This window comes from Agromyces cavernae (assembly GCF_021044935.1).
In the GTDB taxonomy this organism is placed as follows: domain Bacteria; phylum Actinomycetota; class Actinomycetes; order Actinomycetales; family Microbacteriaceae; genus Agromyces; species Agromyces cavernae.
Genome location: NZ_JAJNMP010000001.1, coordinates 1,096,223 through 1,121,249 on the forward strand (window position 1 = coordinate 1,096,223; position 25,027 = coordinate 1,121,249).

General features: G+C 68.0%; 38 protein-coding genes. 34 read left to right on the forward strand and 4 right to left on the reverse strand.

Annotation, left to right across the window (positions count from 1 at the left end):
• The first annotated feature begins 48 nt into the window (after positions 1-48).
• A complete protein-coding gene (locus LQ757_RS05015; RefSeq protein WP_231046086.1) occupies positions 49-693 on the forward strand; it encodes an immunity protein Imm33 domain-containing protein in 645 nt (214 codons plus the stop codon).
• Entirely contained in the window at positions 690-1,205 is a 516-nt protein-coding gene (locus tag LQ757_RS05020; RefSeq protein WP_231046087.1) for an Imm61 family immunity protein, read from the forward strand. Before LQ757_RS05015 ends, LQ757_RS05020 begins: the two co-directional genes overlap by 4 nt.
• Positions 1,206-1,211: 6 nt before the next feature.
• Here the strand turns inward: LQ757_RS05020 and LQ757_RS05025 are convergent, their stop codons facing one another.
• Positions 1,212-1,835 (reverse strand): TNT domain-containing protein, encoded by a 624-nt coding sequence (locus LQ757_RS05025; protein ID WP_231046088.1) that lies wholly within the window; start codon positions 1,833-1,835, stop codon positions 1,212-1,214.
• Positions 1,836-1,995: 160 nt separating this feature from the next.
• Here LQ757_RS05025 and LQ757_RS05030 point away from each other — a divergent pair, with 160 nt between their 5' ends.
• Both LQ757_RS05030 and LQ757_RS05035 read left to right on the forward strand, forming a co-directional pair.
• On the forward strand, positions 1,996-2,280 hold the full coding sequence (locus LQ757_RS05030; RefSeq protein WP_231046089.1) for a hypothetical protein: 285 nt from the start codon (positions 1,996-1,998) through the stop codon (positions 2,278-2,280).
• On the forward strand, positions 2,277-2,609 hold the full coding sequence (locus tag LQ757_RS05035; RefSeq protein ID WP_231046090.1) for a hypothetical protein: 333 nt from the start codon (positions 2,277-2,279) through the stop codon (positions 2,607-2,609). The genes LQ757_RS05030 and LQ757_RS05035 overlap by 4 nt, the downstream gene beginning before the upstream one ends.
• 29 nt (positions 2,610-2,638) lie before the next feature.
• Here LQ757_RS05035 and LQ757_RS05040 read toward each other — a convergent pair whose 3' ends face one another.
• Together LQ757_RS05040 and LQ757_RS05045 are read right to left on the reverse strand one after the other, a co-directional pair.
• Positions 2,639-3,385: a hypothetical protein gene (locus LQ757_RS05040; RefSeq protein WP_231046091.1), complete on the reverse strand. Its 747-nt coding sequence runs from the start codon at positions 3,383-3,385 to the stop codon at positions 2,639-2,641.
• A gap of 3 nt (positions 3,386-3,388) precedes the next feature.
• Entirely contained in the window at positions 3,389-4,015 is a 627-nt protein-coding gene (locus LQ757_RS05045; protein ID WP_231046092.1) for a hypothetical protein, read from the reverse strand.
• A gap of 121 nt (positions 4,016-4,136) precedes the next feature.
• Between LQ757_RS05045 and LQ757_RS05050 the strand changes: the two genes are divergently transcribed.
• From LQ757_RS05050 to LQ757_RS05080, 7 genes are all read left to right on the forward strand, one after another.
• Positions 4,137-4,613: a DUF6121 family protein gene (locus tag LQ757_RS05050; RefSeq protein ID WP_231046093.1), complete on the forward strand. Its 477-nt coding sequence runs from the start codon at positions 4,137-4,139 to the stop codon at positions 4,611-4,613.
• Between the two features lie 75 nt (positions 4,614-4,688).
• Positions 4,689-5,336: a spermidine/putrescine ABC transporter substrate-binding protein gene (locus LQ757_RS05055; protein ID WP_231046094.1), complete on the forward strand. Its 648-nt coding sequence runs from the start codon at positions 4,689-4,691 to the stop codon at positions 5,334-5,336.
• Positions 5,337-5,636: 300 nt separating this feature from the next.
• Complete coding sequence (rpsL, locus tag LQ757_RS05060) at positions 5,637-6,011, forward strand: 30S ribosomal protein S12 (RefSeq protein ID WP_022889720.1); 375 nt, start codon at positions 5,637-5,639, stop codon at positions 6,009-6,011.
• On the forward strand, positions 6,011-6,481 hold the full coding sequence (gene rpsG / locus LQ757_RS05065; protein WP_231046095.1) for a 30S ribosomal protein S7: 471 nt from the start codon (positions 6,011-6,013) through the stop codon (positions 6,479-6,481). The genes rpsL and rpsG overlap by 1 nt, the downstream gene beginning before the upstream one ends.
• A gap of 82 nt (positions 6,482-6,563) precedes the next feature.
• Positions 6,564-8,678, forward strand: coding sequence for an elongation factor G (fusA, locus tag LQ757_RS05070; RefSeq protein WP_308195562.1), 2,115 nt, complete (start codon positions 6,564-6,566; stop codon positions 8,676-8,678).
• 112 nt (positions 8,679-8,790) lie between these two features.
• Entirely contained in the window at positions 8,791-9,981 is a 1,191-nt protein-coding gene (gene tuf, locus LQ757_RS05075) for an elongation factor Tu (protein ID WP_231046096.1), read from the forward strand.
• Positions 9,982-10,241: 260 nt separating this feature from the next.
• A complete protein-coding gene (locus LQ757_RS05080) occupies positions 10,242-11,480 on the forward strand; it encodes an acyltransferase family protein (protein ID WP_231046097.1) in 1,239 nt (412 codons plus the stop codon).
• A gap of 58 nt (positions 11,481-11,538) precedes the next feature.
• Here the strand turns inward: LQ757_RS05080 and LQ757_RS05085 are convergent, their stop codons facing one another.
• A complete protein-coding gene (locus tag LQ757_RS05085) occupies positions 11,539-11,994 on the reverse strand; it encodes an OsmC family protein (protein WP_231046098.1) in 456 nt (151 codons plus the stop codon).
• A gap of 504 nt (positions 11,995-12,498) precedes the next feature.
• Between LQ757_RS05085 and rpsJ the strand changes: the two genes are divergently transcribed.
• The 23 genes from rpsJ (at position 12,499) to map (ending at position 24,999) form a co-directional block, all read left to right on the forward strand.
• Positions 12,499-12,807, forward strand: coding sequence for a 30S ribosomal protein S10 (rpsJ, locus tag LQ757_RS05090; protein ID WP_017201594.1), 309 nt, complete (start codon positions 12,499-12,501; stop codon positions 12,805-12,807).
• 8 nt (positions 12,808-12,815) lie between these two features.
• Positions 12,816-13,472 (forward strand): 50S ribosomal protein L3, encoded by a 657-nt coding sequence (gene rplC / locus LQ757_RS05095; RefSeq protein ID WP_231046099.1) that lies wholly within the window; start codon positions 12,816-12,818, stop codon positions 13,470-13,472.
• Positions 13,473-13,475: 3 nt separating this feature from the next.
• Positions 13,476-14,135, forward strand: coding sequence for a 50S ribosomal protein L4 (gene rplD, locus LQ757_RS05100; protein WP_231046100.1), 660 nt, complete (start codon positions 13,476-13,478; stop codon positions 14,133-14,135).
• Complete coding sequence (gene rplW, locus LQ757_RS05105) at positions 14,132-14,434, forward strand: 50S ribosomal protein L23 (RefSeq protein ID WP_231046101.1); 303 nt, start codon at positions 14,132-14,134, stop codon at positions 14,432-14,434. The genes rplD and rplW overlap by 4 nt, the downstream gene beginning before the upstream one ends.
• Before the next feature lie 17 nt (positions 14,435-14,451).
• Entirely contained in the window at positions 14,452-15,291 is an 840-nt protein-coding gene (gene rplB / locus LQ757_RS05110; RefSeq protein WP_231046102.1) for a 50S ribosomal protein L2, read from the forward strand.
• 12 nt (positions 15,292-15,303) lie between these two features.
• Positions 15,304-15,585, forward strand: a complete 282-nt coding sequence (gene rpsS / locus LQ757_RS05115; protein ID WP_056734934.1) for a 30S ribosomal protein S19 — start codon at positions 15,304-15,306, stop codon at positions 15,583-15,585.
• Between the two features lie 25 nt (positions 15,586-15,610).
• Positions 15,611-15,976, forward strand: coding sequence for a 50S ribosomal protein L22 (gene rplV, locus LQ757_RS05120; RefSeq protein ID WP_130353516.1), 366 nt, complete (start codon positions 15,611-15,613; stop codon positions 15,974-15,976).
• The gene (gene rpsC, locus LQ757_RS05125; RefSeq protein ID WP_231046103.1) at positions 15,976-16,728 is read left to right on the forward strand and encodes a 30S ribosomal protein S3; all 753 of its coding nucleotides are present in this window, start codon (positions 15,976-15,978) and stop codon (positions 16,726-16,728) included. The genes rplV and rpsC overlap by 1 nt, the downstream gene beginning before the upstream one ends.
• Before the next feature lie 2 nt (positions 16,729-16,730).
• Complete coding sequence (rplP, locus tag LQ757_RS05130; protein ID WP_022889731.1) at positions 16,731-17,150, forward strand: 50S ribosomal protein L16; 420 nt, start codon at positions 16,731-16,733, stop codon at positions 17,148-17,150.
• A complete protein-coding gene (gene rpmC, locus LQ757_RS05135; protein WP_231046104.1) occupies positions 17,150-17,479 on the forward strand; it encodes a 50S ribosomal protein L29 in 330 nt (109 codons plus the stop codon). The genes rplP and rpmC overlap by 1 nt, the downstream gene beginning before the upstream one ends.
• Positions 17,480-17,481: 2 nt before the next feature.
• Positions 17,482-17,787, forward strand: a complete 306-nt coding sequence (gene rpsQ / locus LQ757_RS05140; protein WP_231046105.1) for a 30S ribosomal protein S17 — start codon at positions 17,482-17,484, stop codon at positions 17,785-17,787.
• A gap of 32 nt (positions 17,788-17,819) precedes the next feature.
• Positions 17,820-18,188 (forward strand): 50S ribosomal protein L14, encoded by a 369-nt coding sequence (gene rplN / locus LQ757_RS05145; protein WP_156999952.1) that lies wholly within the window; start codon positions 17,820-17,822, stop codon positions 18,186-18,188.
• Between the two features lie 3 nt (positions 18,189-18,191).
• On the forward strand, positions 18,192-18,551 hold the full coding sequence (rplX, locus tag LQ757_RS05150) for a 50S ribosomal protein L24 (protein ID WP_231046106.1): 360 nt from the start codon (positions 18,192-18,194) through the stop codon (positions 18,549-18,551).
• Positions 18,551-19,144, forward strand: coding sequence for a 50S ribosomal protein L5 (rplE, locus tag LQ757_RS05155; RefSeq protein WP_231046107.1), 594 nt, complete (start codon positions 18,551-18,553; stop codon positions 19,142-19,144). Before rplX ends, rplE begins: the two co-directional genes overlap by 1 nt.
• Positions 19,145-19,273: 129 nt before the next feature.
• Positions 19,274-19,672 carry a 30S ribosomal protein S8 gene (gene rpsH, locus LQ757_RS05160; protein ID WP_231046108.1) on the forward strand — a complete coding sequence of 133 codons (399 nt, stop codon included), beginning with the start codon at positions 19,274-19,276 and terminating at the stop codon, positions 19,670-19,672.
• A gap of 6 nt (positions 19,673-19,678) precedes the next feature.
• Positions 19,679-20,215 (forward strand): 50S ribosomal protein L6, encoded by a 537-nt coding sequence (gene rplF, locus LQ757_RS05165; RefSeq protein WP_231046109.1) that lies wholly within the window; start codon positions 19,679-19,681, stop codon positions 20,213-20,215.
• Positions 20,216-20,217: 2 nt separating this feature from the next.
• Positions 20,218-20,577, forward strand: a complete 360-nt coding sequence (rplR, locus tag LQ757_RS05170) for a 50S ribosomal protein L18 (protein ID WP_231046110.1) — start codon at positions 20,218-20,220, stop codon at positions 20,575-20,577.
• The gene (rpsE, locus tag LQ757_RS05175) at positions 20,574-21,272 is read left to right on the forward strand and encodes a 30S ribosomal protein S5 (protein WP_308195563.1); all 699 of its coding nucleotides are present in this window, start codon (positions 20,574-20,576) and stop codon (positions 21,270-21,272) included. The genes rplR and rpsE overlap by 4 nt, the downstream gene beginning before the upstream one ends.
• The gene (rpmD, locus tag LQ757_RS05180; protein ID WP_130353506.1) at positions 21,272-21,457 is read left to right on the forward strand and encodes a 50S ribosomal protein L30; all 186 of its coding nucleotides are present in this window, start codon (positions 21,272-21,274) and stop codon (positions 21,455-21,457) included. Before rpsE ends, rpmD begins: the two co-directional genes overlap by 1 nt.
• Positions 21,457-22,107, forward strand: a complete 651-nt coding sequence (rplO, locus tag LQ757_RS05185; RefSeq protein WP_231046111.1) for a 50S ribosomal protein L15 — start codon at positions 21,457-21,459, stop codon at positions 22,105-22,107. Before rpmD ends, rplO begins: the two co-directional genes overlap by 1 nt.
• Before the next feature lie 116 nt (positions 22,108-22,223).
• The gene (gene secY, locus LQ757_RS05190) at positions 22,224-23,546 is read left to right on the forward strand and encodes a preprotein translocase subunit SecY (protein ID WP_231046112.1); all 1,323 of its coding nucleotides are present in this window, start codon (positions 22,224-22,226) and stop codon (positions 23,544-23,546) included.
• Positions 23,543-24,166 (forward strand): adenylate kinase, encoded by a 624-nt coding sequence (locus LQ757_RS05195; RefSeq protein WP_231046113.1) that lies wholly within the window; start codon positions 23,543-23,545, stop codon positions 24,164-24,166. Before secY ends, LQ757_RS05195 begins: the two co-directional genes overlap by 4 nt.
• 5 nt (positions 24,167-24,171) lie before the next feature.
• Positions 24,172-24,999, forward strand: a complete 828-nt coding sequence (gene map / locus LQ757_RS05200; protein WP_308195564.1) for a type I methionyl aminopeptidase — start codon at positions 24,172-24,174, stop codon at positions 24,997-24,999.
• Positions 25,000-25,027: the final 28 nt, after the last annotated feature.

The window sequence follows — 25,027 nt, forward strand, 5'->3', positions numbered from 1 at the left end:
CGACTCTGACATCATCGAGAGAGACCTTCGACCGGAACGGAACCCCACGTGACCCTTCAGCTGAGCGAGTTCTCGAGGCAGATCGGCGCTGCTCTCGTCGCGGTCAACGCCGCCGACTCCCTCGTGACCCAGGCCGCCGCGGTGCTCGACCTGTTCGAGTCGCACTCCGCCGAGCTCGTCGACGGGTTCAGCATCCAGGCGGGGTGGGCTCCGTTCATGCTCGTCGAACGGGGCGAGGGGCGGTTCGACGTCGCGGCCCCCGACTTCGCCACGAAGACGCCCGAGCACGTCGGCTGGGTCACCGACCTCACCCTCGCCCTCTGGGTGCTGAACGGGCAGGTCACGGTGGCCCGCGCGGTGCCCGATGCGGCGGCTCGACCCATTCACTTCTCCGACTCGGTGCTCTGCTACCGAGGCATCGAGGGTGCCGAGCGACTCGTCATGAGCCGCACGTCGCGCCGAGACGCACCCGACGACTCCGGCTGGTACGTCGACGTCTTCCCGCAGCCCGACCAGCAGCGTGATCCCGCGGAGTTCGTGCGCTGGCCCGCCTACCAGACCCTCGGCATCAACAAGCACATCGCGCGCGCGCTGGCGCTGCCCGAGGGCTACGGTGCAATCGTGAGCGAGTCGAGGATCGACGCGATCATCGAGCTCGAGGGCAACACCGTCGCGGTCCGCGGCCCGCTGTGAGCATCGACCAGGGCGCACACGACCCCGGCGCCGATGCCGCGCTCGTCGAGTTCGCGGCGAAAGGCCGGATGACCCTCTTCCCCGCGAACGACGCGATGCTGCGGATCGGTGACCTGGAGCAGCTCTACGAGCTGCGAGAGCGCGATGGTCGATTCGAGCTGACGTTGCAGCAGGGAGGCGCCGCTCCCCGGTTGCTGATGTCGAGCACGTCGCTCGCGGCAGTGCGCCGATACCTCCTGCGCTCGATCGGCGTGACGGTGCGGGCGACGCTGGGGATGCGACGCGTTGCGCTGCCGTTCGATCGCACAGCCCTACCCGATGGATTCGTGCTCCGCGACGATGCCGAGCTCGCCTGGTCTGAGCAGGGCGACGCGGTCTCGGCTCGATTTCGTGCCGGCTCCGCGGGCGAACGCGACGCAGTGCAGTTCGCCCGGTACGCCGATGCGTCCGAGCGCACGCTCATCGACGCGTTGCTCGATGCCGACGGGGGCTCGATGTTCCCGACCGCGTGACAACTGCTACGCGAGTTCGATGCGCTCGAGCGCGCCGGCGACCACGAGGTCGCGGATGCCGCGGAAGTCCTCGGCGAGGGCGAATCGCAGCGCACCACCGGGCTGACCGAACCACGGCTGCACGAGATCGGCGCGCACGAGCACGTCGCCCGACGTGACGAACCGATAGAGTTCGGCCCCGTCGACGAGGGCGGTGGGCGGCAGCGCGCGCGCTTCGACCGACGTGCCGGCCGGGAAGAGCAGCACGCCGTCGAGCGCGCCGATGCGGTCGAGCGCGAGTTGCGGGGGCAGTGTGATGAGCAGGGTCCCGCCGGCGAGACGCTCTCGGAGCTCGGCGTAGTGCCCGGCCGCCGCCGCCGCGAGCTGTTCGAACTCCGCGAGGGGCATCGCACGGGGGGCGGGCAGCGGTCGATCGACGTACTCGAGCAGCAGGCGGGCGATGCCGGCCTCGGTGTCGTCGCGGGCGAGGGGCGCCGCGCGCCCGTAGTCGAGCGTCGCGAGCTCGAAGCCGCCGTCGAGCGCGCGGATCTCGAGTGCACCCTCGACCGGTTGCACGTCGTCACCGGGGAGGATCACCGCGGCGCGGAGGATGCCGCGCGCGTCGAGCTGCTGCCGGAGTTCGTCGAACATGCCGTCCAGCGTATCCGTTCGCGGTGGGCGGCGACCGGCGCGGGCATGGGCAGCGCTGCCCATGTCGCCGGGCCGCATGGGGAGTGCTCCCCGGCGCCCGGAACGGTGCGACCCGATAGGATTCCGCGGGTACCGAGACTCTCGAAAGGGGCGCCCTCCGATGGCCGCGATCGACATCCAACGACTCACCGAGGTCGGAACCGCGTACTTCGCGAAGCTCACCCCCGACACCCGGCTGAACGTCGTCGAGCTCGCAGACGATGCAGGCGTGTGCATCGTGCACGCGATCCGCGGCGGGGGCAAGATCTACGTCGCGCCCGACGAGTCGGTGCTCTTCGTCGGTTCCGCCGTCAACTTCGAGGCAGGTCTCGGTGCGTTCCTCGACGGCGTGCGCACGCCGCCCGAGAAGTTCGTGATCGACGGCGCGGCCGGGCAACCCGAATGACGAGCGACGCCCTCGCCTCGCGCTGCGACGAGCTGCGCCAACCCGTGCTCGACCTCGTCGAGACCGGCATCCTCGCGACCATGAAGCCGTCGGCGGTGCCGCAGCTCGCCGAGCGCATCGAGGCGGTGCGGGCGGTGCTCGCCGCCGGTACGGCCGGCATCGCGGAGCCCGCCTACCTCGACTGGCATCCGGTCGCGGTCGCGACGCTGCATCGAATGGATGCCGCTGCACGAGCCGGCGACGCTGCCGGTGCGTGGGCGCTCTTCAAGGACCCGAACATCGGCTTCAACGCGCTCGGCGAGGCCTGCCAGGGCGTTCCCGGCTGGTGAGCCGCCGCACGCGCCGCCGCCCGTTGCGGTCAGCGCGCCTCGGCGGGCCACTCCGGGTCGAGCTGCGGAGCCTTCCATCTGAGGCTGTCGAGCGGCGACTCGTGCAGGATCGCGGGGATGTCGTGTGCGGCCGCTGCGGCGAACAGGGCCCCCACGACATCCTGGGTCGACTGCTCTGAGAGCACAGCGTCGAGCAGCAGCGGCAGCACGCCACGGCGGGAGCCGTCGGGCCACCGGCCGTACAGCGTGATGCGTCTCGCCGCCGCGGGTGAGGCGCAGCGTCGCCGCAGCGACTCGCCGTCGCGGACCGCGAGCTCGCAGAGCACCGTCCCATTGCCGGCCTTGAGGGCGAGCCGCCCGAACCAGCCGTAGATCGGCACCGAGCGTAGTCGGTTCGTTCGGGGGCGATCGTTGAGCACCGCGACGAAGACGAGCTCGTGCCACTCGATCTCGGGTGCACCGGCGAGGGTGAGGCCGCGCTCGGTGATCGTGCATGCCGATGCCGAGTCACCCACGAGCAAGAGGAGCATGCGCCGGCGCAGCACGCTCGTCACCACGAGGCCCGCGGATGCCACGGCGAACACGGCGACGAGCGTGATCGTGAACCACGACCCGAAGCCCGTCGCGCCCATCGCCCAGATGCCGACGAGCGACACGAGGAAGAGCAGCACGCCGACGACGATGAATCCCGAGTTCCATCTCCCGGCGGTCTGCACCTTCGCAAGGTCGAGCGGCACCTCGGAGCGGGCAGGCTCACCCGTGGGAACGACCTCCACGGGTCAGCCCCGCAGGAAGGGGTCGATCGAACCGGCGGCGCCACGCTGGGCGGGCCTGCCGAAGTCGGCGGTTGCGAGGCTCTTCAACTGCACGTACGCACGATCGCGCAGTGTGATGAGCGGCCACGTGCGCGTCGACGCCCCGGTGCCGTGCGCCACGGTGACGAACGCGACCTGCTCGTCGGTCGAGACGAAGATGCCGACGAACGTCTCGCCCTTCTTGTGGCTGCCGATCGGCAGGTACTGCGCCGGGTCGCCGCTCGCGAACGCGGCATGCCACCGGCCGGCAGTCTCAGCGTCGCAGTCGATGCGGAACACGCGACGCGATAGCGGCGCACCCGAGGGGAGCAGCTGCCACGTGTACGAGCCGCTGATGGCGAGCCATCCGAACAGGAACGCGAAGAACGCCGTGAGCACGACCGTGCCCGGCGCGACGAGGCCGCTCATGCCGGCACGTCGCCCGGTCATGTCGGAGGAGTCGACCACGATCGCATCGAACTCGACGACGGCGAGCACGAGGCCGATGAGCGCTGCCGCGGCGAGCGTCGCGAAGATCGCGGTGCGAGCCGTCGAGCGGGTGAGGCGGAACTGCTCGGGCATCGTGCTGAGGACGGCGTCGGTCGGCTTCACGGTCGGCCTTTCGGAATCGGGGCGTCGCATCGACCCTACCGATTCGTCGCGCGGGCCCGACGTCGGACGGGCGGGGTCCGCGACGACCCTCGGCGGCATCGGGGTGCGTAGGCTCGGACCCATGGACCAGTTGCGGCGCTCGGCCTGGGTCGTCGCCGCGTTCGCGGCGGCGGGGTACCTCGCGTTCGTCGTGTGCGCCTTCGGCTTCGTGAGCCTGTTCACCGACGCCGAGGTCATCGCGAGCCCCGACGCCGGGCTGCTGGTCGGGCCTGCGATCGTCGCGGCCGCGGTCGTCGCGCTGCTGCTGCACCTCGGCCGGGCGCTCCGCCGGCCACAGCGGATGGCGGGCCCCGTGCTGCTCGCGGCGCTCTGGACCTGGCTCGCCGCCCTGGTCGTCGCGGTCGTCGGCTATTCACTCGCCACCGGCACGGCGCTCGCGAGCATGCTCTTCGGCCTCGGCTTCGCCGTCGGCTGGTTCGGGCTGCTCATCCCGGCGCTCGCGGCACTCGTCACCTCGTTCGCGGTGCTCGTCTCGCGGGGCGAGCAGGGAGGCGCCCGGCGCCCCCGTTGGCCCTGGGAGCGCGACGAGGATGAATGACGGGATGCTCCTACGACGCGCCACCCGTTCACCCGGTCGGCCCTGCGGGACATCCGTCGCAGTATCGTGAACACCGTGGAGGGTTCCGTCGAGGCGCGCGTGAGCCACGAGGTCGACCGTTGGCTCGCCTGGCTGCCGCGGTGGCGACCCGGCACCCACCGCGCGCGGGTGCGACTCTGCCAGCGCTGCTTCGGCTCGCCGATCCTCGCCGCCGCGGGTCTCGAGGTCGACGTGCCCCACCCGGTGCAGCACGCCTTCTCGATGCGCATGAAGGGCATCATCGACCTCGCCGTCGACGACTACACCGCACGCAACCTTCCGATGCTGCACCGCGAGATCCGTCTCGCCGAGGAGCGCAAGGCGCGTCGGCCGTACCGGGCGGGTGAGGGGCTCGACCCCGAGTTCCTCGGGCTCGAGCTCGACCCCGAGCCGGTGCCCGACCAGCCGTTCCTCTTCACCCTCACCGGACTCGAGGCCGACGCGGCCGCCGAGGCCGCCGAACCCGCGCCGAGACCCTTCACCATGGACGAGAAGGAGGCGCTGCGCGAAGAGGTGCGACTCGCCGACGACTTCGCCAAACAGCTCGGCCGCCGCATCTGCAGCGAACTGACCCACCACCGCGAGCGCATCGCCGTCGCCGTCGCGGAGTTCGTCGAACCGCAGATCGAAGACCTGCTCGCCGACCTCGACCGCGAACTCGATTCGCCCGGCTGGCTCGGGTGACGAAGAGGCGGGGCACGGGGCATCCGACCGTCATTTGACCGCAAGGTTACGCGGCATTACCATTGATCGGGTGTGCGCGTTGACGCGCGCTTGACTCATGCCCGCCGTTCGGCTGCGACATTCCATCGTGAACGACGTCGGCAGGAGGCGGGCAGGCGTCGGTCGCACACTCCACGGGCACCCGACGGGTCGCCCCCACGGCATACCCACCAGTTGAAGGCGCTGCAGTTCTGCAGGGTCGGTGGGTCGTGATGTGAATTCCATCAACGCTGTCACCGTGCAGCAAAACAAGGAGAAGCAGTGCCAACCATTCAGCAGTTGGTCCGCAAGGGTCGCTCGCCGAAGGTCACCAAGACCAAGGCTCCCGCCCTGAAGGCCAACCCCCAGCAGCGCGGCGTGTGCACGCGTGTGTACACCACCACCCCGAAGAAGCCGAACTCCGCGCTCCGCAAGGTCGCCCGTGTGAAGCTCTCGAACGGCACCGAGGTCACCGCCTACATCCCCGGTGAGGGCCACAACCTGCAGGAGCACTCGATGGTGCTCGTGCGCGGCGGTCGTGTGAAGGACCTCCCCGGTGTGCGCTACAAGATCATCCGCGGCGCGCTCGACACGCAGGCCGTGAAGAACCGCAAGCAGGCTCGTAGCCGCTACGGCGCGAAGATGGAGAAGAAGTAATGCCTCGCAAGGGTCCCGCTCCGAAGCGCCCCGTCGTCGCCGACCCGGTGTACGGCTCGCCGGTCGTCAGCCAGCTCGTCAACAAGATCCTCATCGACGGCAAGAAGGACCTCGCGCAGCGCATCGTCTACGACGCGCTCGAGAACGTCGCCGCCAAGTCGGGTCAAGACGCGGTCGCCACCCTCAAGAAGGCGCTCGACAACGTGCGCCCCACCCTCGAGGTGCGCTCGCGCCGCGTCGGCGGCTCGACCTACCAGGTCCCCGTCGAGGTCAAGCCCCACCGCGCGAACACCCTGGCGCTGCGCTGGCTCACCAGCTACGCCAAGGCTCGTCGCGAGAAGACCATGACCGAGCGTCTCACCAACGAGATCCTCGACGCTTCGAACGGCCTCGGTGCCGCGGTCAAGCGCCGCGAAGACACGCACAAGATGGCCGAGTCGAACCGCGCCTTCGCCCACTACCGCTGGTAATGGGCTGAGCGGATGTCCCGGCCACGTGTCGGGGCATCCGCTCGCACTCCCTTCCCCGCCTGAATCCTCCGGAGGAACCCCCGTGGCACAAGACGTGCTCACCGACCTGAGCAAGGTCCGCAACATCGGCATCATGGCGCACATCGATGCCGGCAAGACCACCACCACCGAGCGCATCCTGTTCTACACGGGCGTCAACCACAAGCTCGGCGAGACGCACGACGGCGCCTCGACGACCGACTGGATGGAGCAGGAGAAGGAGCGCGGCATCACGATCACGTCCGCCGCCGTGACCTGCTTCTGGAACAAGAACCAGATCAACATCATCGACACCCCCGGCCACGTCGACTTCACGGTCGAGGTCGAGCGCTCGCTCCGCGTGCTCGACGGCGCGGTCGCCGTGTTCGACGGCAAGGAGGGCGTCGAGCCCCAGTCCGAGACCGTCTGGCGCCAGGCCGACAAGTACAACGTGCCGCGCATCTGCTTCGTCAACAAGATGGACAAGCTCGGTGCCGACTTCTACTTCACGGTCGACACGATCGTCTCGCGCCTCGGTGCGAAGCCGCTCGTGCTGCAGCTGCCGATCGGCGCCGAGAACGACTTCATCGGCGTCGTCGACCTCATCGAGATGCGGGCCCTGGTGTGGCCCGGCGACGCCAAGGGCGACGTGACGATGGGTGCCAAGTACGAGGTGCAGGAGATCCCCGCCGACCTCAAGGAGAAGGCGGACGAGTACCGCCACACCCTGCTCGAGACCGTCGCCGAGACCGACGACGCGCTGCTCGAGAAGTACTTCGGGGGCGAAGAGCTCACGGTTGACGAGATCAAGAGCGCCATCCGCAAGATGGTCGTCAACTCCGAGATCTACCCCGTGCTCTGCGGCTCGGCGTTCAAGAACCGCGGCGTGCAGCCCATGCTCGACGCGGTCGTCGACTTCCTCCCGTCGCCGCTCGACGTGCCCGCCATCGAGGGCCGCAACCCCCGCAACGAAGAAGAGGTCATCGAGCGTCACCCCGACGCGAACGACCCCTTCGCGGCGCTCGCCTTCAAGGTCGCCGTGCACCCGTTCTTCGGTCGCCTCACCTACGTGCGCGTCTACTCGGGTCAGCTCGACTCGGGTGCCCAGGTCATCAACTCGACCAAGGGCAAGAAGGAGCGCATCGGCAAGATCTTCCAGATGCACGCCAATAAAGAGAACCCCGTCGACTCGGTCACCGCGGGAAACATCTACGCGGTCATCGGCCTGAAGGACACGACCACGGGCGACACCCTGTGCGACCCCGACAACCAGGTCGTGCTCGAGTCGATGACGTTCCCCGACCCCGTGATCGAGGTCGCGATCGAGCCGAAGACCAAGGCCGACCAGGAGAAGCTCGGCACGGCCATCCAGAAGCTCGCCGAAGAGGACCCCACGTTCCGCACCGAGCTCAACCCCGAGACGGGCCAGACCGTCATCAAGGGCATGGGCGAGCTGCACCTCGACATCCTCGTCGACCGCATGAAGCGGGAGTTCAAGGTCGAGGCCAACGTCGGCAAGCCGCAGGTGGCCTACCGCGAGACCATCCGTCGCGCGGTCGAGAAGCACGACTACACCCACAAGAAGCAGACCGGCGGTTCGGGCCAGTTCGCGAAGATCCAGTTCGCGCTCGAGCCCCTCGAGGTCACGTCCGAGAAGACATACGAGTTCGAGAACAAGGTCACCGGTGGCCGCGTTCCGCGCGAGTACATCCCCTCGGTCGACGCCGGCTTCCAGGACGCCATGCAGTACGGCATCCTCGCGGGCTACCCCATGGTCGGTGTCAAGGGCATCCTGCTCGACGGCGCCGCCCACGACGTCGACTCCTCGGAGATGGCGTTCAAGATCGCCGGGTCGATGGGCTTCAAGGAGGCCGCTCGCAAGGCGAACCCCGTTCTGCTCGAACCGCTGATGAGCGTCGAGGTCCGTACTCCCGAGGAGTACATGGGCGACGTCATCGGCGACCTGAACTCGCGCCGCGGTCAGATCCAGTCCATGGAGGACGCCGCCGGTGTGAAGGTCGTGCGTGCGCACGTCCCGCTCTCGGAGATGTTCGGTTACATCGGCGACCTGCGGTCGAAGACCTCGGGCCGCGCCGTGTACTCGATGGAGTTCGAGAGCTACGCGGAGGTCCCGAAGGCTGTCGCCGACGAGATCGTCCAGAAGAACAAGGGCGAATAGCCCTGCCCGCACGAGCCACCCGGTTCGCGTAACATATCAACACAACCCCCGTAGCACACCGGTCGCAATCCAGCGCCCGGGGTGCCTACACGAGTCCTGAGGAGGACCCACAGTGGCTAAGGCCAAGTTCGAGCGGACCAAGCCGCACGTCAACATCGGAACGATCGGTCACGTCGACCACGGCAAGACCACGCTCACCGCAGCGATCTCGAAGGTGCTTGCCGACAAGTTCCCGTCGGCCACCAACGTGCAGCGCGACTTCGCGTCGATCGACTCCGCTCCCGAAGAGCGTCAGCGCGGCATCACGATCAACATCTCGCACGTCGAGTACGAGACGCCGAAGCGCCACTACGCGCACGTCGACGCCCCGGGTCACGCCGACTACATCAAGAACATGATCACCGGTGCGGCGCAGATGGACGGCGCGATCCTCGTGGTCGCGGCGACCGACGGCCCGATGGCCCAGACGCGTGAGCACGTGCTGCTCGCCAAGCAGGTCGGCGTGCCGTACCTGCTCGTCGCGCTGAACAAGGCCGACATGGTCGACGACGAGGAGATCCTGGAGCTCGTCGAGCTCGAGGTCTCCGAGCTGCTCGCCAGCCAGGGCTTCGCCGAGGACGCTCCGGTCGTCCGCGTCTCGGGCCTCAAGGCGCTCGAGGGCGACGAGAAGTGGGTCCAGTCGATCCTCGACCTCATGGAGGCCGTCGACAACAACATCCCCGACCCGGTGCGCGACAAGGACAAGCCGTTCCTCATGCCCATCGAGGACGTCTTCACCATCACCGGCCGTGGCACGGTCGTCACGGGCCGCGCCGAGCGTGGCACGCTGAAGATCAACTCCGAGGTCGAGATCGTCGGCATCCGCCCGACGCAGAAGACCACCGTCACGGGTATCGAGATGTTCCACAAGCAGCTCGACGAGGCATGGGCCGGCGAGAACTGCGGTCTCCTGCTCCGTGGTACCAAGCGTGAAGACGTCGAGCGCGGCCAGGTCGTCGTGGCCCCCGGCTCGGTGACCCCCCACACCAACTTCGAGGGCACTGCCTACATCCTCTCGAAGGACGAGGGCGGCCGTCACAACCCGTTCTACGCGAACTACCGTCCGCAGTTCTACTTCCGCACCACCGACGTCACCGGCGTCATCACGCTGCCCGAGGGCACCGAGATGGTCATGCCCGGCGACACCACCGACATGACGGTCGAGCTCATCCAGCCGATCGCCATGGAGGAGGGCCTCGGCTTCGCCATCCGCGAGGGTGGCCGCACCGTGGGCGCCGGTACCGTCACGAAGATCATCAAGTAGTCTTCGCGATACGCGACCTGTGAGGGGGTCGGGCCTTCGGGCCCGGCCCCCTTCGTCGTCGCCGGGTGGGGGTCGGGACGGCGCCGCCCGATTGAGGACCCGGCCCCCTTCGTCGTCGCCCGGTGGGGGTCGGGGCGGCGCCGCCGATGTTCGGGCCCGGCCCCCTTCGTCGTCGCCGCCGGCATTCGTCCCCCATTCCGGGTACACGGATTACGAACCCGGGTTCTTCCTGAGGGGACTTCGCGTTTACGCTGGTACGGATGGCCGCACCACCGCCACCCGCCAGATCCACCGCACGGCCCGAAATCCAAGCACTTCGGGCCGTGGCCGTCGGCGCGGTCGTCTTCCATCACGGCTGGCCGGCCGTGGCTCCCGCCGGCTACATGGGCGTCGACGTCTTCTTCGTGGTCTCGGGATTCCTCATCACGGGGTTGCTGATGCGCGAGGCCGAGCAGCGCGGCAGCATCTCGCTGCGCAACTTCTACATGCGGCGTGCGCGGCGCATCCTTCCGGCCGCGGTCGCCGCGCTCCTCGTCATCTCGGCGATGACGTTGCTCTTCGTGCCGCAGCGGGAATGGGCGAGCTGGTTCCGCGAGATCGTCGCGAGCACGCTCTACTACGAGAACTGGCAGCTCGCGATCGATTCGCAGATCCCGCAGCGCGCCGACCTCGAGTCCACCCCGGTGCAGCACTTCTGGTCGCTCTCGGTCGAAGAGCAGTTCTATCTGTTCTGGCCGCTGCTGATCGTCGTCGCGCTCTGGATAGCGGCCCGCCGCGGCGCCGCCTCCGTGCGTACCGTGCTCGCGGTGCTCGGCGTCGTCACCGTCGCCTCGTTCGTCCACTCGCTCGTGCTCTCCGCCCACGACGTCAACCTCGCCTACTTCTCGACCCTCGCCCGTACGTGGGAGTTCGGTGTCGGCGGCATCCTCGCGATCGTCGCGAGCAGGCCGTGGCCGGGCGACGACCGCCTCCGCACCGTGGTCTCGTGGATCGGGCTGGTGCTCATCGTCGTGCCGATCGTGACCTTCCGCTCGCCTGAGGTGTTCCCCGGGCTCGTCGTGCTCATCCCCGTCGTCGGCACGATGGCGGTCATCTGGGCGGGCATGCCGGCGGGCCCCATGTCGACCGCGCGCGTGGCTGGGTTGCGGCCGGTACAGTGGGTCGGCGACGTGTCGTACTCGCTGTACCTCTGGCACTGGCCGATCTTCATGTTCACGCCGTACATCACCGGCGTGCCGAGCCCGCCGTGGCTCATGGTGCTGCTCGTGGTCGTGTCGCTCGTCGTCGCGGGCCTGTCGAAGCGATGGATCGAAGACCCGTTCCGCCACGGCGCGCACGGCATCCGCATGCGGTCCCGCGTGCTCATCGGCGGGCTCGCGGCCACCATCGCGGTGATCGTCGGTGCCGGCCTCGTCGCGCCGAGCGTCGCCGCGGAGAACATGGTCGCGTGCGAGCAGACGCCGGAGGGCGACGAGGCCGAACGGCCCCCGGCCGACTGAGCCGGCCGATCCGCTCCGCCGGAAACCAGCCGCGACGTGCGTCTGCGACCCCGCGGGCTCAGACGGGCGTGCCGTCGATCGTGGTGACGAGGTCGATGCTGTCCTCGATGCTGCGAGCCACGGTGCATCCGCGCTCGATCGCCCGCTCCATGATGTCGATCAGCTTCGTACGATCGCTCGGGTCGAGCCCGCCCAGGTCGACGAGCAGCTCCTCCTCGATGCGCGTGTAGCGGTTCTCGTCGGGGTCGCTGACCCCGTGCGCCCAGATCGTGATCGCGTACTCGTCGCCGAGCCGGCGGGCGGCGACCCGGTCGGTGCTGAGGCCGGCGCAGCCGATGAGCGCGATCTTCAGCAGTTCGCCGGGCGTGAAGTGCTCGCCCTCGAGCTCGGAGCCTCCGATGCGCACCGTCGCTCCGCGTTCGTTGAGCCCCTCGTAGCTGCGGCTGCCGGTGCGGGTGACCGAGACGCTCCCCGGGCCGATCCGCTCGCTCACCTGGTGCGCGTGCTCGCTCATGTGGCCTCCTGTCGTCGTGGGCGATGCTGACTCCATCATGGGCCACCGACGGGGCGTGGACGCCCCTTCCTGCGACGTCGCTGGGAGATCCGCCGGGCGCGACACGCCCGGGTTGCACGGATGCCCCGACTGTGGCAAACTCGTTGAGTTCAACATTTCGAACGCGTGCATTCGTGCGCGCTGATCGGATCACTGTCAGGCAGTGCATAGCCACCCGCGGCGTTCTCGAGAGAGAACAGGACTGGGGTCAGGCTAGGCCGCAGGCAGGAGAACAGACAAACCGACAACCTCGCGGCCATGGGTCCCCTGTGTCCGCGCGCGCGTCGGTGAGGCTCGAAGGTCGAGCGTGTCGAGGGCACCGCCCCGGGACATCCCGAACGGTGGTTTCGACAGGCTCGATCACCGGCCTTTGACAGAAGAACAGTGGTGCTTCACACGGAGTGACTACGCGGCGTCCGATGCCCTCGGAAGGGGTAAGACGCCTTGACAGAGAGAGAGTTCGAGATGGCGGGACAGAAGATCCGCATTCGACTGAAGTCGTATGACCACGAGGTCATCGACACCTCGGCGCGCAAGATCGTCGACACGGTGACCCGCGCGGGCGCCACGGTCGTCGGCCCCGTGCCGCTTCCGACGGAGAAGAACGTGGTGTGCGTCATCCGCTCGCCCCACAAGTACAAGGACAGCCGCGAGCACTTCGAGATGCGCACCCACAAGCGCCTCATCGACATCGTGGACCCGACGCCGAAGGCCGTCGACTCGCTCATGCGTCTCGACCTCCCCGCCGACGTCAACATCGAGATCAAGCTCTGAGGTAACAGATGTCTTCCGCTACCAAGAACGTGAAGGGTCTGCTCGGCACCAAGCTCGGCATGACCCAGGTGTGGGACGAGAACAACAAGCTCGTTCCGGTCACTGTCATCGAGATCGCTCCGAACGTGGTCACCCAGGTTCGCACCCCCGAGAAGGACGGCTACGAAGCCGTGCAGATCGCGGCGGGCGCCATCGACCCGCGCAAGGTCAACCAGCCTGCCGCCGGCCACTTCCGTGAGGCGGGCGTCACCCCGCGTCGCCACCTCGCCGAGGTGCGCACCGCCGACGCTTCGAGCTACGAGCTCGGCCAGGAGCTCACGGTCGATGCCACCTTCGAAGCAGGCCAGCTCGTCGACGTCGTCGGCACGAGCAAGGGCAAGGGCTTCGCCGGTGTCATGAAGCGCCACAACTTCAAGGGCGTATCCGCCTCGCACGGTGCCCACCGCAACCACCGCAAGCCCGGTTCGATCGGTGCCTCGTCGACCCCCAGCCGTGTCTTCAAGGGCATGCGCATGGCCGGTCGCATGGGCGGCGAGCGCGTGACCGTGCTCAACCTCCGCGTGCACGCCGTCGACGCCGAGAAGGGCCTCCTGCTCGTCAAGGGTGCGGTTCCCGGTGCGCGCGGCCGTCTCGTTTTCGTCCGCAACGCAGTGAAGGGGGCGTAGTCCATGGCTACCGCCAACACCATCGACGTGCTCGACGCGACCGGCAAGAAGTCCGGCTCGGTCGAGCTGCCCGCCGAGCTCTTCGACGTGCAGACCAACGTCCCGCTCATCCACCAGGTCGTCGTCGCGCAGCTCGCCGCGGCACGCCAGGGCACGCACAAGACCAAGACCCGCGGCGAAGTTTCCGGCGCCGGTCGCAAGCCGTTCAAGCAGAAGGGCACCGGTCGCGCCCGTCAGGGTTCGATCCGCGCCCCCCAGATGACCGGTGGTGGCATCGTGCACGGCCCGCAGCCGCGCGACTACTCGCAGCGCACCCCCAAGAAGATGATCGCTGCCGCTCTCCTCGGCGCCCTCTCCGACCGCGCTCGCGGCGGCCGCGTCCACGCGGTCTCCGAGTTCGTCGCCGGTGAGACCCCGAAGACGAAGGACGCCGTCGCGCTCCTCGGTGCGATCGCGCCGGCCAAGCGCTACCTGGTCGTGCTCACGCGCGACGAGGAGCTCGCCGAGCGCGCGGTGCGCAACATCCCGACCGTGCACGTGCTGCCGGTCGACCAGCTGAACGCCTACGACGTGCTCGTCTCCGACGACATCGTCTTCAGCAGCGCCGCGCTCGAGGCCTTCGTGGCCGCGAAGTCGGCGAAGAAGGAAGAGGTCTCGGCATGAGCGCCGCACACAACAAGGACCCGCGCGACATCATCCTCGCGCCGGTCGTCTCCGAGAAGAGCTACGGCCTGATCGACGAGGGCAAGTACACGTTCATCGTGGACCCCCGCTCGAACAAGACCGAGATCAAGCTCGCCATCGAGAAGATCTTCAACGTCCAGGTGGCGTCGATCAACACCCTGAACCGTCAGGGCAAGACCCGCCGCACCCGGTTCGGCATCGGCAAGCGCAAGGACACCAAGCGCGCGATCGTCACCCTCAAGTCCGGCTCGATCGACATCTTCACGGCTGTCGGCTAGGGAGCAGAGGAAAGCACATGGCTATTCGTAAGTACAAGCCCACGACCCCCGGTCGTCGCGGTTCGTCGGTCGCCGACTTCGCGGAGATCACCCGCTCGACGCCCGAGAAGTCGCTGCTCCGCCCCCTGTCGAAGACCGGTGGCCGCAACAACCAGGGCCGCATCACGACGCGTCACATCGGTGGTGGCCACAAGCGCCAGTACCGCGTGATCGACTTCCGTCGCAACGACAAGGACGGCGTGAACGCCAAGGTCGCTCACATCGAGTACGACCCCAACCGCACCGCCCGCATCGCGCTGCTCCACTTCGTCGACGGCACCAAGCGGTACATCCTGGCTCCGAACAAGCTCGCCCAGGGCGACATCGTCGAGTCGGGCCCGAACGCCGACATCAAGCCCGGCAACAACCTGCCGCTGCGCAACATCCCCACCGGTACCGTCGTGCACGCCATCGAGCTGCGCCCCGGTGGCGGTGCCAAGATGGCCCGCTCGGCCGGCGCCTCGGTGCGTCTCGTCGCCAAGGACGGCCCCTACGCGCAGCTCCGCCTGCCGTCGGGCGAGATCCGCAACGTCGACGCGCGCTGCCGCGCGACCGTCGGCGAGGTCGGCAACGCCGAGCAGTCGAACATCAACTGGGGCAAGGCCGGCCGCAAGCGCTGGAAGGGCGTGCGCCCGACCGTCCGCGGTGTCGCGATGAACCCGGTCGACCACCCCCACGGTGGTGGTGAGGGCAAGACCTCCGGTGGTCGCCACCCGGTCAGCCCCTGGGGTCAGGCCGAGGGCCGCACCCGTCGCCCCAACAAGGAGAGCGACAAGCTCATCGTCCGTCGTCGCACCGTCGGCAAGAAGCGCAAGTAGGAGTAGAAGAAGATGCCGCGCAGTCTCAAGAAGGGCCCCTTCGTCGACGACCACCTGCTTCGCAAGGTCGTCACCCAGAACGAAGCCGGTTCGAAGAACGTCATCAAGACCTGGTCGCGTCGCTCGATGATCATCCCCGCCATGCTGGGGCACACGATCGCCGTGCACGACGGCCGCAAGCACATCCCGGTGTTCGTCACCGAGACCATGGTGGGTCACAAGCTCGGCGAGTTCGCCCCCACCCGCACCTTCCGTGGACACGTGAAGGACGACAAGAAGGGCCGCCGCCGCTGACGCGGTGGCGTGAAGGAGGAAAGAAATGGTGGAGTCGATCGCACGCGTGCGACACATCCGCGTGACCCCCATGAAGGCCCGCCGCGTCGTCAACATGATCCGCGGCAAGCAGGCACAGGAGGCACTCGCCATCCTGAAGTTCGCACCCCAGGGTGCGAGCGAGCCGGTGTACAAGCTCGTCGCCTCGGCCATCGCGAACGCTCGCGTCAAGGCCGACGCCTCGAACACCTACCTGGACGAGCAGGACCTCTACATCAGCCGCGCATTCGTCGATGAGGGCACCACCCTCAAGCGATTCCAGCCGCGCGCGCAGGGTCGTGCCTTCCGCATCAACAAGCGAACGAGCCACATCACTGTCGTGCTCGCCACGCCCGAGGAGGGTACGAAGTAATGGGTCAGAAGGTCAACCCGTACGGCTTCCGTCTCGGCATCACCACCGACCACGTGTCGCGGTGGTTCTCCGACTCGACGAAGCCCGGACAGCGCTACGCCGACTACCTCGCTGAGGACGTCAAGATCCGTCGCCTGCTCCAGACGTCGCTCGACCGCGCCGGTGTCTCGCGCATCGAGATCGAGCGCACCCGCGACCGGGTCCGCGTGGACATCCACACGGCCCGTCCCGGCATCGTGATCGGCCGCCGCGGCGCCGAGGCCGAGCGCATCCGCGCCGACCTCGAGAAGCTGAGCGGCAAGCAGATCCAGCTCAACATCCTCGAGGTGAAGAACCCCGAGGCCGACGCGCAGCTCGTCGCCCAGGGCATCGCCGAGCAGCTCTCGGCTCGTGTGGCGTTCCGCCGCGCGATGCGCAAGGGCCTGCAGGGCGCGCAGCGCGCCGGCGCCAAGGGTGTCCGCATCCAGGTGTCGGGCCGCCTCGGCGGCGCCGAGATGAGCCGTTCCGAGTTCTACCGCGAAGGCCGTGTGCCCCTGCACACCCTGCGCGCGAACATCGACTACGGCTTCTACGAGGCCAAGACCACCTTCGGCCGCATCGGCGTGAAGGTCTGGATCTACAAGGGCGACATCACCAACAAGGAGCTCGCCCGCGAGCAGGCTTCGCAGAAGCCGTCGCGCGGTGACCGCAGTGACCGCCCCCGCCGTGCGCCCAAGGCGCAGGAGCCGGTGGCAGCAGGAGTTGAGGCATAACCATGTTGATTCCCCGTCGAGTCAAGTACCGCAAGCAGCACCACCCCGGCCGTTCCGGCCAGGCCACCGGTGGCACGAAGGTCTCCTTCGGCGAGTACGGCATCCAGGCCCTGACCCCCGCCTACGTGACCAACCGTCAGATCGAGTCCGCTCGTATCGCGATGACCCGTCACATCAAGCGTGGCGGCAAGGTGTGGATCAACATCTACCCCGACCGTCCGCTCACGAAGAAGCCCGCCGAGACCCGCATGGGTTCCGGTAAGGGTTCGCCCGAGTGGTGGGTCGCCAACGTCAAGCCGGGCCGCGTCCTCTTCGAGGTCTCGGGCGTCTCCGAAGAGCTCGCTCGTGAAGCGATGACCCGTGCCATCCACAAGCTGCCCCTCAAGGCACGCATCATCAAGCGCGAGGAGGGCGACGCATAATGGCCGTCGGAACCAAGGAGCTCAGCCCCGCAGAGCTCGACACGTTTGAAGACGAGCGACTCGTCGACGAGCTGAAGAAGGCCAAGGAGGAGCTGTTCAACCTGCGCTTCCAGTCGGCCACCGGCCAGCTCGAGAGCCACGGCCGCGTCAAGGCCGTCAAGCGCGACATCGCTCGCATCTACACGGTCATCCGTGAGCGCGAGCTCGGCATCCGTGCCACTCCCGCACCGGTCGAGGCGGCGCCCGCCAAGACCGAGAAGAAGACGAAGAAGGCCAAGGCCGAGGCATCCGCTGATGCTGCCGCCGAGGCAGAGACGAAGGAGGCCTGATCATGGCTGAGACCAAGAAGGCCCCCGAGGCCGAGGTCGCCGAGACGGCCGTCGCCCAGCGCCCGTACCGCAAGGTGCGTCGCGGCTATGTCGTCAGCGACAAGATGGACAAGACCATCGTCGTCGAGGTCGAGGACCGCGTGAAGCACCCGCTGTACGGCAAGGTCATGCGTCGCTCCTCGAAGGTCAAGGCGCACGACGAGCAGAACACCGCCGGCATCGGCGACCTGGTCGTCATCACCGAGACCCGCCCGCTCAGCGCCACGAAGCGCTGGCGTCTCGTCGAGATCGTCGAGAAGGCCAAGTAAGCCCCGGGCTTGCTTGAGAGAAGGAGTTCGAAGTGCTTCAGCAGGAATCACGAGTCAAGGTCGCCGACAACACCGGCGCCAAGGAGCTGCTCACCATTCGCGTTCTCGGCGGCTCGAAGCGTCGCTATGCCGGCCTCGGCGACGTCATCGTCGCGACCGTCAAGGACGCCATCCCGGGCGGCAACGTCAAGAAGGGCGATGTGGTCAAGGCCGTCATCGTCCGCACCGTCAAGGAGACCCGTCGTCCCGACGGCTCCTACATCAAGTTCGACGAGAACGCCGCGGTCATCCTCAAGAACGACGGTGACCCCCGCGGCACCCGCATCTTCGGACCGGTCGGTCGCGAGCTCCGCGACAAGAAGTTCATGAAGATCATCTCGCTGGCACCGGAGGTTATCTAAGCCATGGCCAACATCAAGAAGGGTGACCTCGTGCAGGTCATCTCGGGCCGCAGCCAGGCCCGCGGCGGAGACCGCGGCAAGCAGGGCAAGGTCCTCGAGGTGATCGTCGCCGAGAACCGCGTCGTCGTCGAGGGCATCAACTTCGTCACGAAGCACGTGCGCGTCGGCCAGACGCAGCGCGGCACGAAGACGGGCGGCATCGAGACCCACGAGGCCCCGATCCACGTCTCGAACGTCGCGCTCGTCGACCCCGAGACGAAGAAGCCGACCCGCGTCGGCTTCCGTGAAGAGGTCGTGACGAAGGACGGCGTCGAGAAGACGATCCGCGTTCGTTACGCGAAGAAGTCAGGTAAGGACCTGTGATGACTGACACCGCTACTGCCGCGCCGGCTGGCAAGATCCAGCCGCGCCTCAAGCAGAAGTACAAGAACGAGATCATGAAGAGTCTCACCGAGGCGCACGGCTACACCAACGTGCACCAGGTGCCGGGCCTCGTGAAGATCGTCGTGAACATGGGTGTCGGCGAGGCCGCGCGCGATGGCAAGGTCATCGACGGCGCGATCGCCGACCTCACGAAGATCACCGGCCAGAAGCCGCAGGTCACCAAGGCCCGCAAGTCCATTGCGCAGTTCAAGCTGCGCGAGGGCCAGCAGATCGGCGCGCACGTCACGCTGCGAGGCGACCGCATGTGGGAGTTCCTCGACCGCCTGCTCTCGCTCGCGCTGCCCCGAATCCGCGACTTCCGCGGTCTGTCCGACCGCCAGTTCGACGGCAACGGCAACTACACCTTCGGCCTCACGGAGCAGAGCGTGTTCCACGAGATCGACCAGGACAAGATCGACCGCGTCCGCGGCATGGACATCACCGTGGTGACCACCGCCAAGAGCGACGACGAGGGACGCACGCTGCTCAAGCAGCTCGGCTTCCCGTTCAAGTCGGCCGACGCGGCCAACTGAAACTCCGGATGCCGCAGGGCGCGCTCTGCGGCATCCGACCCCGGTCCCGGCACCCGCTGGAACCGACACCACAGGTCAGTCCCCGTGTAACGGGTCCTGAAACCTGGTGAACGTAAGGAAACGACTGACATGACGATGACCGATCCGGTCGCTGACATGCTGACCCGTCTGCGGAACGCCAACTCCGCGCACCACGACACCGTGTCGATGCCGAACTCCAAGCTCAAGGCGCACATCGCCGAGATCCTGAAGAACGAGGGCTACATCGCGGACTTCGAGGTCGTCGACGCCCGCGTCGGCAAGACCCTCACCCTGCAGCTCAAGTTCGGCCCCAACCGCGAGCGTTCGATCGCCGGCATCAAGCGCGTCTCGAAGCCCGGCCTCCGCGTCTACGCGAAGTCGACCGAGCTGCCCAAGGTCCTCGGTGGCCTCGGCGTCGCGATCCTGTCCACCTCCAGCGGTCTGCTCACCGACCGCCAGGCCGAGAAGAAGGGCGTGGGTGGGGAAGTCCTCGCCTACGTGTGGTAGCAACTGATGTCGCGTATTGGACGACTCCCCATTGACATCCCCGCCGGCGTCACCGTGACGATCGACGGCCAGGCCGTTTCGGTCAAGGGCCCGAAGGGCGAGCTCTCGCTCGTCGTCGCCGCCCCGATCGAGGCCAAGGTCGAGGAGAACCAGGTTCTCGTCAGCCGCCCCGACGACGAGCGCGCCTCGCGCTCATTGCACGGACTCACCCGCACGCTCATCGCGAACCAGATCATCGGCGTGACCCAGGGCTACTCCAAGGGCCTCGAGATCGTCGGCACCGGTTACCGCGTGCAGCAGAAGGGCTCGTCGATCGAGTTCGCGCTCGGCTTCTCGCACCCCGTCGTGGTCGAGGCTCCGGCCGGCATCACGTTCACGGTCGAGGGCAACAACAAGCTCACGGTCGCGGGCATCGACAAGCAGGCCGTCGGTGAGACCGCCGCCAACATCCGCAAGATCAAGAAGCCCGAGCCCTACAAGGGCAAGGGCATCCGCTACGCCGGCGAGGTCGTGCGTCGCAAGGCCGGAAAGGCTGGTAAGTAATCATGGCCGTGAAGACCAAGTCGGCTGCGCGTGCGCGCCGCCACACCCGCCTTCGCAAGAAGATCGTCGGCACGGAGGTCCGCCCCCGTCTCGTCGTCACCCGGTCGGCCCGCCACGTCTTCGTGCAGGTCGTCGACGACTCGAAGGGCCGCACCGTGGCCTCCGCGTCGACGATGGAGGCAGACCTCCGCGCGTTCGACGGTGACAAGACCGCCAAGGCCCGCAAGGTCGGCGAGCTCGTCGCAGAACGGGCCAAGCAGGCCGGTGTCGAGGCCGTCGTCTTCGACCGCGGCGGCAGCAAGTACGCCGGTCGTGTCGCAGCGATCGCCGATGGAGCGCGAGAGGCAGGGCTCAACCTGTGAGCGAGAACATTACGAAGGAGACCGAGGTGACCGCAGAGGCACCCGTCGAGACGGCAGCCGCTTCGGAGCCGGCCCGCAACGAGCGCGACGGTCGTCGCGGCGGCGGCCGTGACCGCAACCAGGGCCGCGACCGCGGTGGTCGTGACGCCGAGAAGAGCCAGTTCCTCGAGCGCGTCGTGACCATCAACCGCGTGTCGAAGGTCGTCAAGGGCGGTCGCCGCTTCAGCTTCACGGCGCTCGTCGTCGTGGGCGACGGCAACGGACTCGTCGGCGTCGGCTACGGCAAGGCGCGCGAGGTTCCGACCGCGATCTCGAAGGGCGTCGAGGAGGCGAAGAAGAACTTCTTCCGCGTCCCCCGCGTCGGCGCGACCATCCCGCACCCCGTGCAGGGTGAGGCCGCGGCCGGTGTCGTCCTGCTGCGCCCGGCGTCGCCCGGTACCGGTGTCATCGCCGGTGGTCCGGTGCGTGCGGTGCTCGAGTGCGCCGGCATCCACGACGTGCTCTCGAAGTCCCTCGGCTCGTCGAACACCATCAACATCGTGCACGCCACGGTCGAGGCCCTGCAGCAGCTCGAGGAGCCGCGCGCAGTGGCAGCCCGTCGTGGTCTCGACTACGACGAGGTCGCCCCCGCCCGTCTCCTGCGTGCCGAGGCCCAGGCGGCCGAGGCCGCCGCAGCAGCGAAGGCAGGTGCCTGATGGCCAAGCAGCTCAAGGTGACCCAGATCAAGTCCAAGGTGAGCGAGAAGCAGTACCAGCGCGACACGCTGCGCAGCCTCGGACTCAAGCGCATCGGCGACTCGGTCGTTCGTGACGACACCCCGCAGAACCGCGGCTACGTCAAGACCGTCGCCCACCTCGTGAAGGTTGAGGAGATCGACTAATGGCAGAGAACGAGAAGGCCGCCGAGGCCGCCGAGCCCAAGAAGGCTCCGGCGAAGAAGGCAGCCGCGAAGCCCGCCGCCGAGAAGGCCGCAGCCCCCAAGGCTGCTGCTGCGAAGGCCACGGGCGAGAAGGCGACCGCGAAGAAGGCGCCCGCGAAGAAGGCGCCCGCGAAGAAGGCTTCCGCCAAGAAGGCCGACGTCGCGGAGCCGCGTGAGCAGGTGCTGAAGGTCCACCACCTTCGCCCCGCTCCCGGCGCCAAGAAGGACAAGACCCGCGTCGGACGCGGTGAGGGTTCGAAGGGCAAGACGGCCGGTCGCGGCACCAAGGGTTCGAAGGCCCGCAACAACATCCGCCCCGGTTTCGAGGGTGGCCAGCTTCCGTACCACATGCGTGCGCCGAAGCTGCGTGGCTTCAAGAACCCGTTCCGTGTCGAGTACCAGGTCGTGAATCTCGACAAGCTCGCCGAGCTCTACCCGAAGGGCGGCGACGTCACCGTCGCCGACCTCATCGAGAAGGGCGCCGTGCGTAAGAACGAGCGCGTCAAGGTGCTCGGCAACGGTGACATCCAGGTCAAGCTGAACGTCGCCGTCGACAAGGTCTCCGGCTCGGCCGAGCAGAAGATCGTCGCCGCCGGCGGCTCGGTAAACTGAGACCGCTGCAGCACTGAATGCCCGAGCCTGTCGGGACCTCGCGTATGATTCACGGGGGTCTCGACAGGCTCGAGCCGCATAAGGACTGACTCCACGACGGAGCAACAGGAGGACGAGTGTTCAACGCCATCGGGCGGATCTTCCGCACGCCGGATCTTCGCCGCAAGATCGGATTCACCTTGGGCATCGTCGCCCTGTTCCGACTGGGCTCCTTCATTCCGGCGCCGTTCGTGGACTTCGGCAACGTGCAGCAGTGCCTCGCCGCCAACCAGGGCGGCGCTTCGGGGCTCTACGACCTCGTCAACCTCTTCTCGGGTGGCGCGTTGCTGCAGCTCTCGGTCTTCGCGCTCGGCATCATGCCGTACATCACCGCGTCGATCATCGTGCAGCTGCTGCGCGTCGTGATCCCCCACTTCGAGACCCTCTACAAGGAGGGCCAGGCAGGCCAGGCGCGCCTCACGCAGTACACGCGCTACCTGACCATCGCCCTCGGCGTGCTGCAGTCGACGACGCTCATCACCGTGGCCCGTTCGGGCGCGCTGTTCCCGTCGACCGACCCGGCGTGCTCGGCCCTCATCACCAACGACGCCTGGTACGCGATCCTGCTCATGGTCATCACCATGACGGCGGGCACCGGCCTCATCATGTGGATGGGCGAGCTCATCACCGAGCGCGGCATCGGCAACGGCATGTCGCTGCTGATCTTCACCTCGATCGCCGCGACCTTCCCCGGCTCGCTCTGGGCGATCGGCATCTCGCGCGGCTGGGACGTGTTCGCCATGGTGCTCGCGATCGGCCTGCTGATCGTCGTGGCCGTCGTGTTCGTCGAGCAGTCGCAGCGGCGGATCCCGGTGCAGTACGCCAAGCGCATGGTCGGCCGGCGCACGTACGGCGGCAACAACACGTACATCCCGATCAAGGTCAACATGGCCGGCGTCGTGCCCGTCATCTTCGCCTCGTCGCTGCTGTACCTGCCGGCCCTCATCGCCCAGTTCAACCAGCCGGCGCCGGGCGAGGAGCCCCAGGCGTGGGTCACCTGGATCAGCAACTACCTCACGCAGGGCGACCACCCGTTCTACATGCTCCTGTACTTCCTCCTCATCGTCGGCTTCACGTACTTCTACGTGGCGATCACCTTCAATCCCGACGAGGTGGCCGAGAACATGAAGAAGTACGGCGGCTTCATCCCCGGCATCCGCGCCGGCCGGCCGACGGCCGAGTACCTCGACTACGTGCTCACGCGAGTGACGCTGCCGGGCTCGCTCTACCTCGGTGTCGTGGCGCTGATCCCGCTCATCGCGCTCGCCCTCGTCGGCGCCAACGCGAACTTCCCCTTCGGCGGCGCCTCGATCCTCATCATCGTCGGCGTCGGCCTCGAGACGGTGAAGCAGATCGACGCCCAGCTCCAGCAGCGACACTACGAAGGGCTTCTGCGATGACGGCACCTGCAACCGGATCGGCTCGATTCCTGATCGTCGGCCCCCAGGGCTCCGGCAAGGGAACCCAGGGCGTGCTCGTTGCCGGGGCCTACGACGTGCCGCAGGTCGCGACCGGTGACATCTTCCGGGCGAACGTCTCGGGCGGCACCGAGCTCGGCAAGCGCGTTCAGGAGATCATCGAGGCGGGCGATCTCGTCTCCGACGACCTGACGAGCGAACTCGTGCGCGACCGCCTGAGCCAGCCCGATGCTGCGGCCGGGTTCGTGCTCGACGGCTACCCCCGCAATCGCACGCAGGTCGAGCACCTCGACGCGTTCCTCGAGGGTCGCGGCGAGTCGCTCGACGCGGTTATCGAGCTCGCCGTCCCGCGCGACGAGAGCATCGCCCGCCTGCGTCAGCGCGCAATCGAGCAGGGACGCACCGACGACACCGAAGAGGTCATCGCGAACCGCCTGGCGATCTATGAGCGCGAGACGGCACCGATCCTCGATGTGTACCGCAGCCGAGGCGTCGTCGTTCGCATCGACGGCGTCGGCACGCTCGACGAGGTCACGCACCGCATCTTCGAGGCGCTCTCGGCCCGCGGGCTCGCACCGCGCCACCCCGGCGCCGCCGCCTGACTCCGGTGTTCCGCCGCTCTCCCTACAAGTCCCCGGCCGAACTCCGCGCGATGGTCGATGCCGGGCGCGCAACCGCGAGCGCGCTCGCGCGGGCACGCGAACGCCTCACCGCCGGTGCGACGCCGCTCGAGCTCGACGCGGTGGCCGAGCAGGTCATCCGGGGGGCCGGAGGGGTACCGAACTTCACGCTCGTCCCCGGCTACCGCCACACGCTGTGCGTCTCGGTGAACGACGACGTCGTGCACGGCATTCCCGGCGACCGCCCCTTCCGCCCAGGTGACATCGTCTCGGTCGACGGCGGGGCCGAGGTCAGCGGTTGGAACGGCGACGCCGCATTCACCGTGGTGTTGCCAGACCCGTCCCGGCCCGACGTGGTGGCGGCACGCGAGCAGCTCTCGGGTGTGACCGAGGCCGCGCTGTGGCACGGTATCGCGGCGCTCGCTCGCGCATCGCACCTGAACGAGGTCGGCGGGGCGATCGAGGACTTCGTCCTCGACGCGGGCGACTTCGGAATCCTCACCGACTACGTGGGGCACGGCATCGGCCGTTCGATGCACGAGGAGCCGCCGGTGTTCAACTATCGCGTCGACCGCAGGGGACCTGCGGTGAAGCCCGGGCTCGTGGTGGCGATCGAGCCGATGATCGTCGCCGGTGCGACCGACACGTTCGTGCGCGACGACGACTGGACCGTGACGACCTCCGACGGTGCCGACGCCGCGCACTGGGAGCACAGCGTCGCCGTGCACGCGGGCGGCATCTGGGTGCTCACCGCCGAGGACGGCGGCGCAGCGGGGCTCGCCCCGTTCGGCATCGAACCCGTTCCGATCGGCTGACGCTCGGGCTCCATGCGCCGCACGGACT

Bases quoted from the DNA above. Each gene is read 5' to 3' on its own strand.
- rpsG (WP_231046095.1), top strand. From the start codon at position 6,011: ATGCCTCGCAAGGGTCCCGCTCCGAAGCGCCCCGTCGTCGCCGACCCG.
- LQ757_RS05085 (WP_231046098.1), bottom strand. From the start codon at position 11,994: ATGAGCGAGCACGCGCACCAGGTGAGCGAGCGGATCGGCCCGGGGAGC.
- rpsS (WP_056734934.1), top strand. From the start codon at position 15,304: ATGCCGCGCAGTCTCAAGAAGGGCCCCTTCGTCGACGACCACCTGCTT.
- LQ757_RS05195 (WP_231046113.1), top strand. From the start codon at position 23,543: ATGACGGCACCTGCAACCGGATCGGCTCGATTCCTGATCGTCGGCCCC.
- rplP (WP_022889731.1), top strand. From the start codon at position 16,731: ATGTTGATTCCCCGTCGAGTCAAGTACCGCAAGCAGCACCACCCCGGC.
- rplD (WP_231046100.1), top strand. From the start codon at position 13,476: ATGGCTACCGCCAACACCATCGACGTGCTCGACGCGACCGGCAAGAAG.
- rpsQ (WP_231046105.1), top strand. From the start codon at position 17,482: ATGGCTGAGACCAAGAAGGCCCCCGAGGCCGAGGTCGCCGAGACGGCC.
- rplX (WP_231046106.1), top strand. From the start codon at position 18,192: ATGGCCAACATCAAGAAGGGTGACCTCGTGCAGGTCATCTCGGGCCGC.
- rplB (WP_231046102.1), top strand. From the start codon at position 14,452: ATGGCTATTCGTAAGTACAAGCCCACGACCCCCGGTCGTCGCGGTTCG.
- LQ757_RS05030 (WP_231046089.1), top strand. From the start codon at position 1,996: ATGGCCGCGATCGACATCCAACGACTCACCGAGGTCGGAACCGCGTAC.
- LQ757_RS05035 (WP_231046090.1), top strand. From the start codon at position 2,277: ATGACGAGCGACGCCCTCGCCTCGCGCTGCGACGAGCTGCGCCAACCC.
- rpmC (WP_231046104.1), top strand. From the start codon at position 17,150: ATGGCCGTCGGAACCAAGGAGCTCAGCCCCGCAGAGCTCGACACGTTT.
- LQ757_RS05050 (WP_231046093.1), top strand. From the start codon at position 4,137: ATGGACCAGTTGCGGCGCTCGGCCTGGGTCGTCGCCGCGTTCGCGGCG.
- rplR (WP_231046110.1), top strand. From the start codon at position 20,218: ATGGCCGTGAAGACCAAGTCGGCTGCGCGTGCGCGCCGCCACACCCGC.
- rplC (WP_231046099.1), top strand. From the start codon at position 12,816: ATGTCTTCCGCTACCAAGAACGTGAAGGGTCTGCTCGGCACCAAGCTC.
- rpsJ (WP_017201594.1), top strand. From the start codon at position 12,499: ATGGCGGGACAGAAGATCCGCATTCGACTGAAGTCGTATGACCACGAG.
- rplV (WP_130353516.1), top strand. From the start codon at position 15,611: ATGGTGGAGTCGATCGCACGCGTGCGACACATCCGCGTGACCCCCATG.
- rpsH (WP_231046108.1), top strand. From the start codon at position 19,274: ATGACGATGACCGATCCGGTCGCTGACATGCTGACCCGTCTGCGGAAC.
- rplO (WP_231046111.1), top strand. From the start codon at position 21,457: ATGGCAGAGAACGAGAAGGCCGCCGAGGCCGCCGAGCCCAAGAAGGCT.
- rplW (WP_231046101.1), top strand. From the start codon at position 14,132: ATGAGCGCCGCACACAACAAGGACCCGCGCGACATCATCCTCGCGCCG.
- rplF (WP_231046109.1), top strand. From the start codon at position 19,679: ATGTCGCGTATTGGACGACTCCCCATTGACATCCCCGCCGGCGTCACC.
- rpmD (WP_130353506.1), top strand. From the start codon at position 21,272: ATGGCCAAGCAGCTCAAGGTGACCCAGATCAAGTCCAAGGTGAGCGAG.
- LQ757_RS05025 (WP_231046088.1), bottom strand. From the start codon at position 1,835: ATGTTCGACGAACTCCGGCAGCAGCTCGACGCGCGCGGCATCCTCCGC.
- rplE (WP_231046107.1), top strand. From the start codon at position 18,551: ATGACTGACACCGCTACTGCCGCGCCGGCTGGCAAGATCCAGCCGCGC.
- LQ757_RS05080 (WP_231046097.1), top strand. From the start codon at position 10,242: ATGGCCGCACCACCGCCACCCGCCAGATCCACCGCACGGCCCGAAATC.
- rpsC (WP_231046103.1), top strand. From the start codon at position 15,976: ATGGGTCAGAAGGTCAACCCGTACGGCTTCCGTCTCGGCATCACCACC.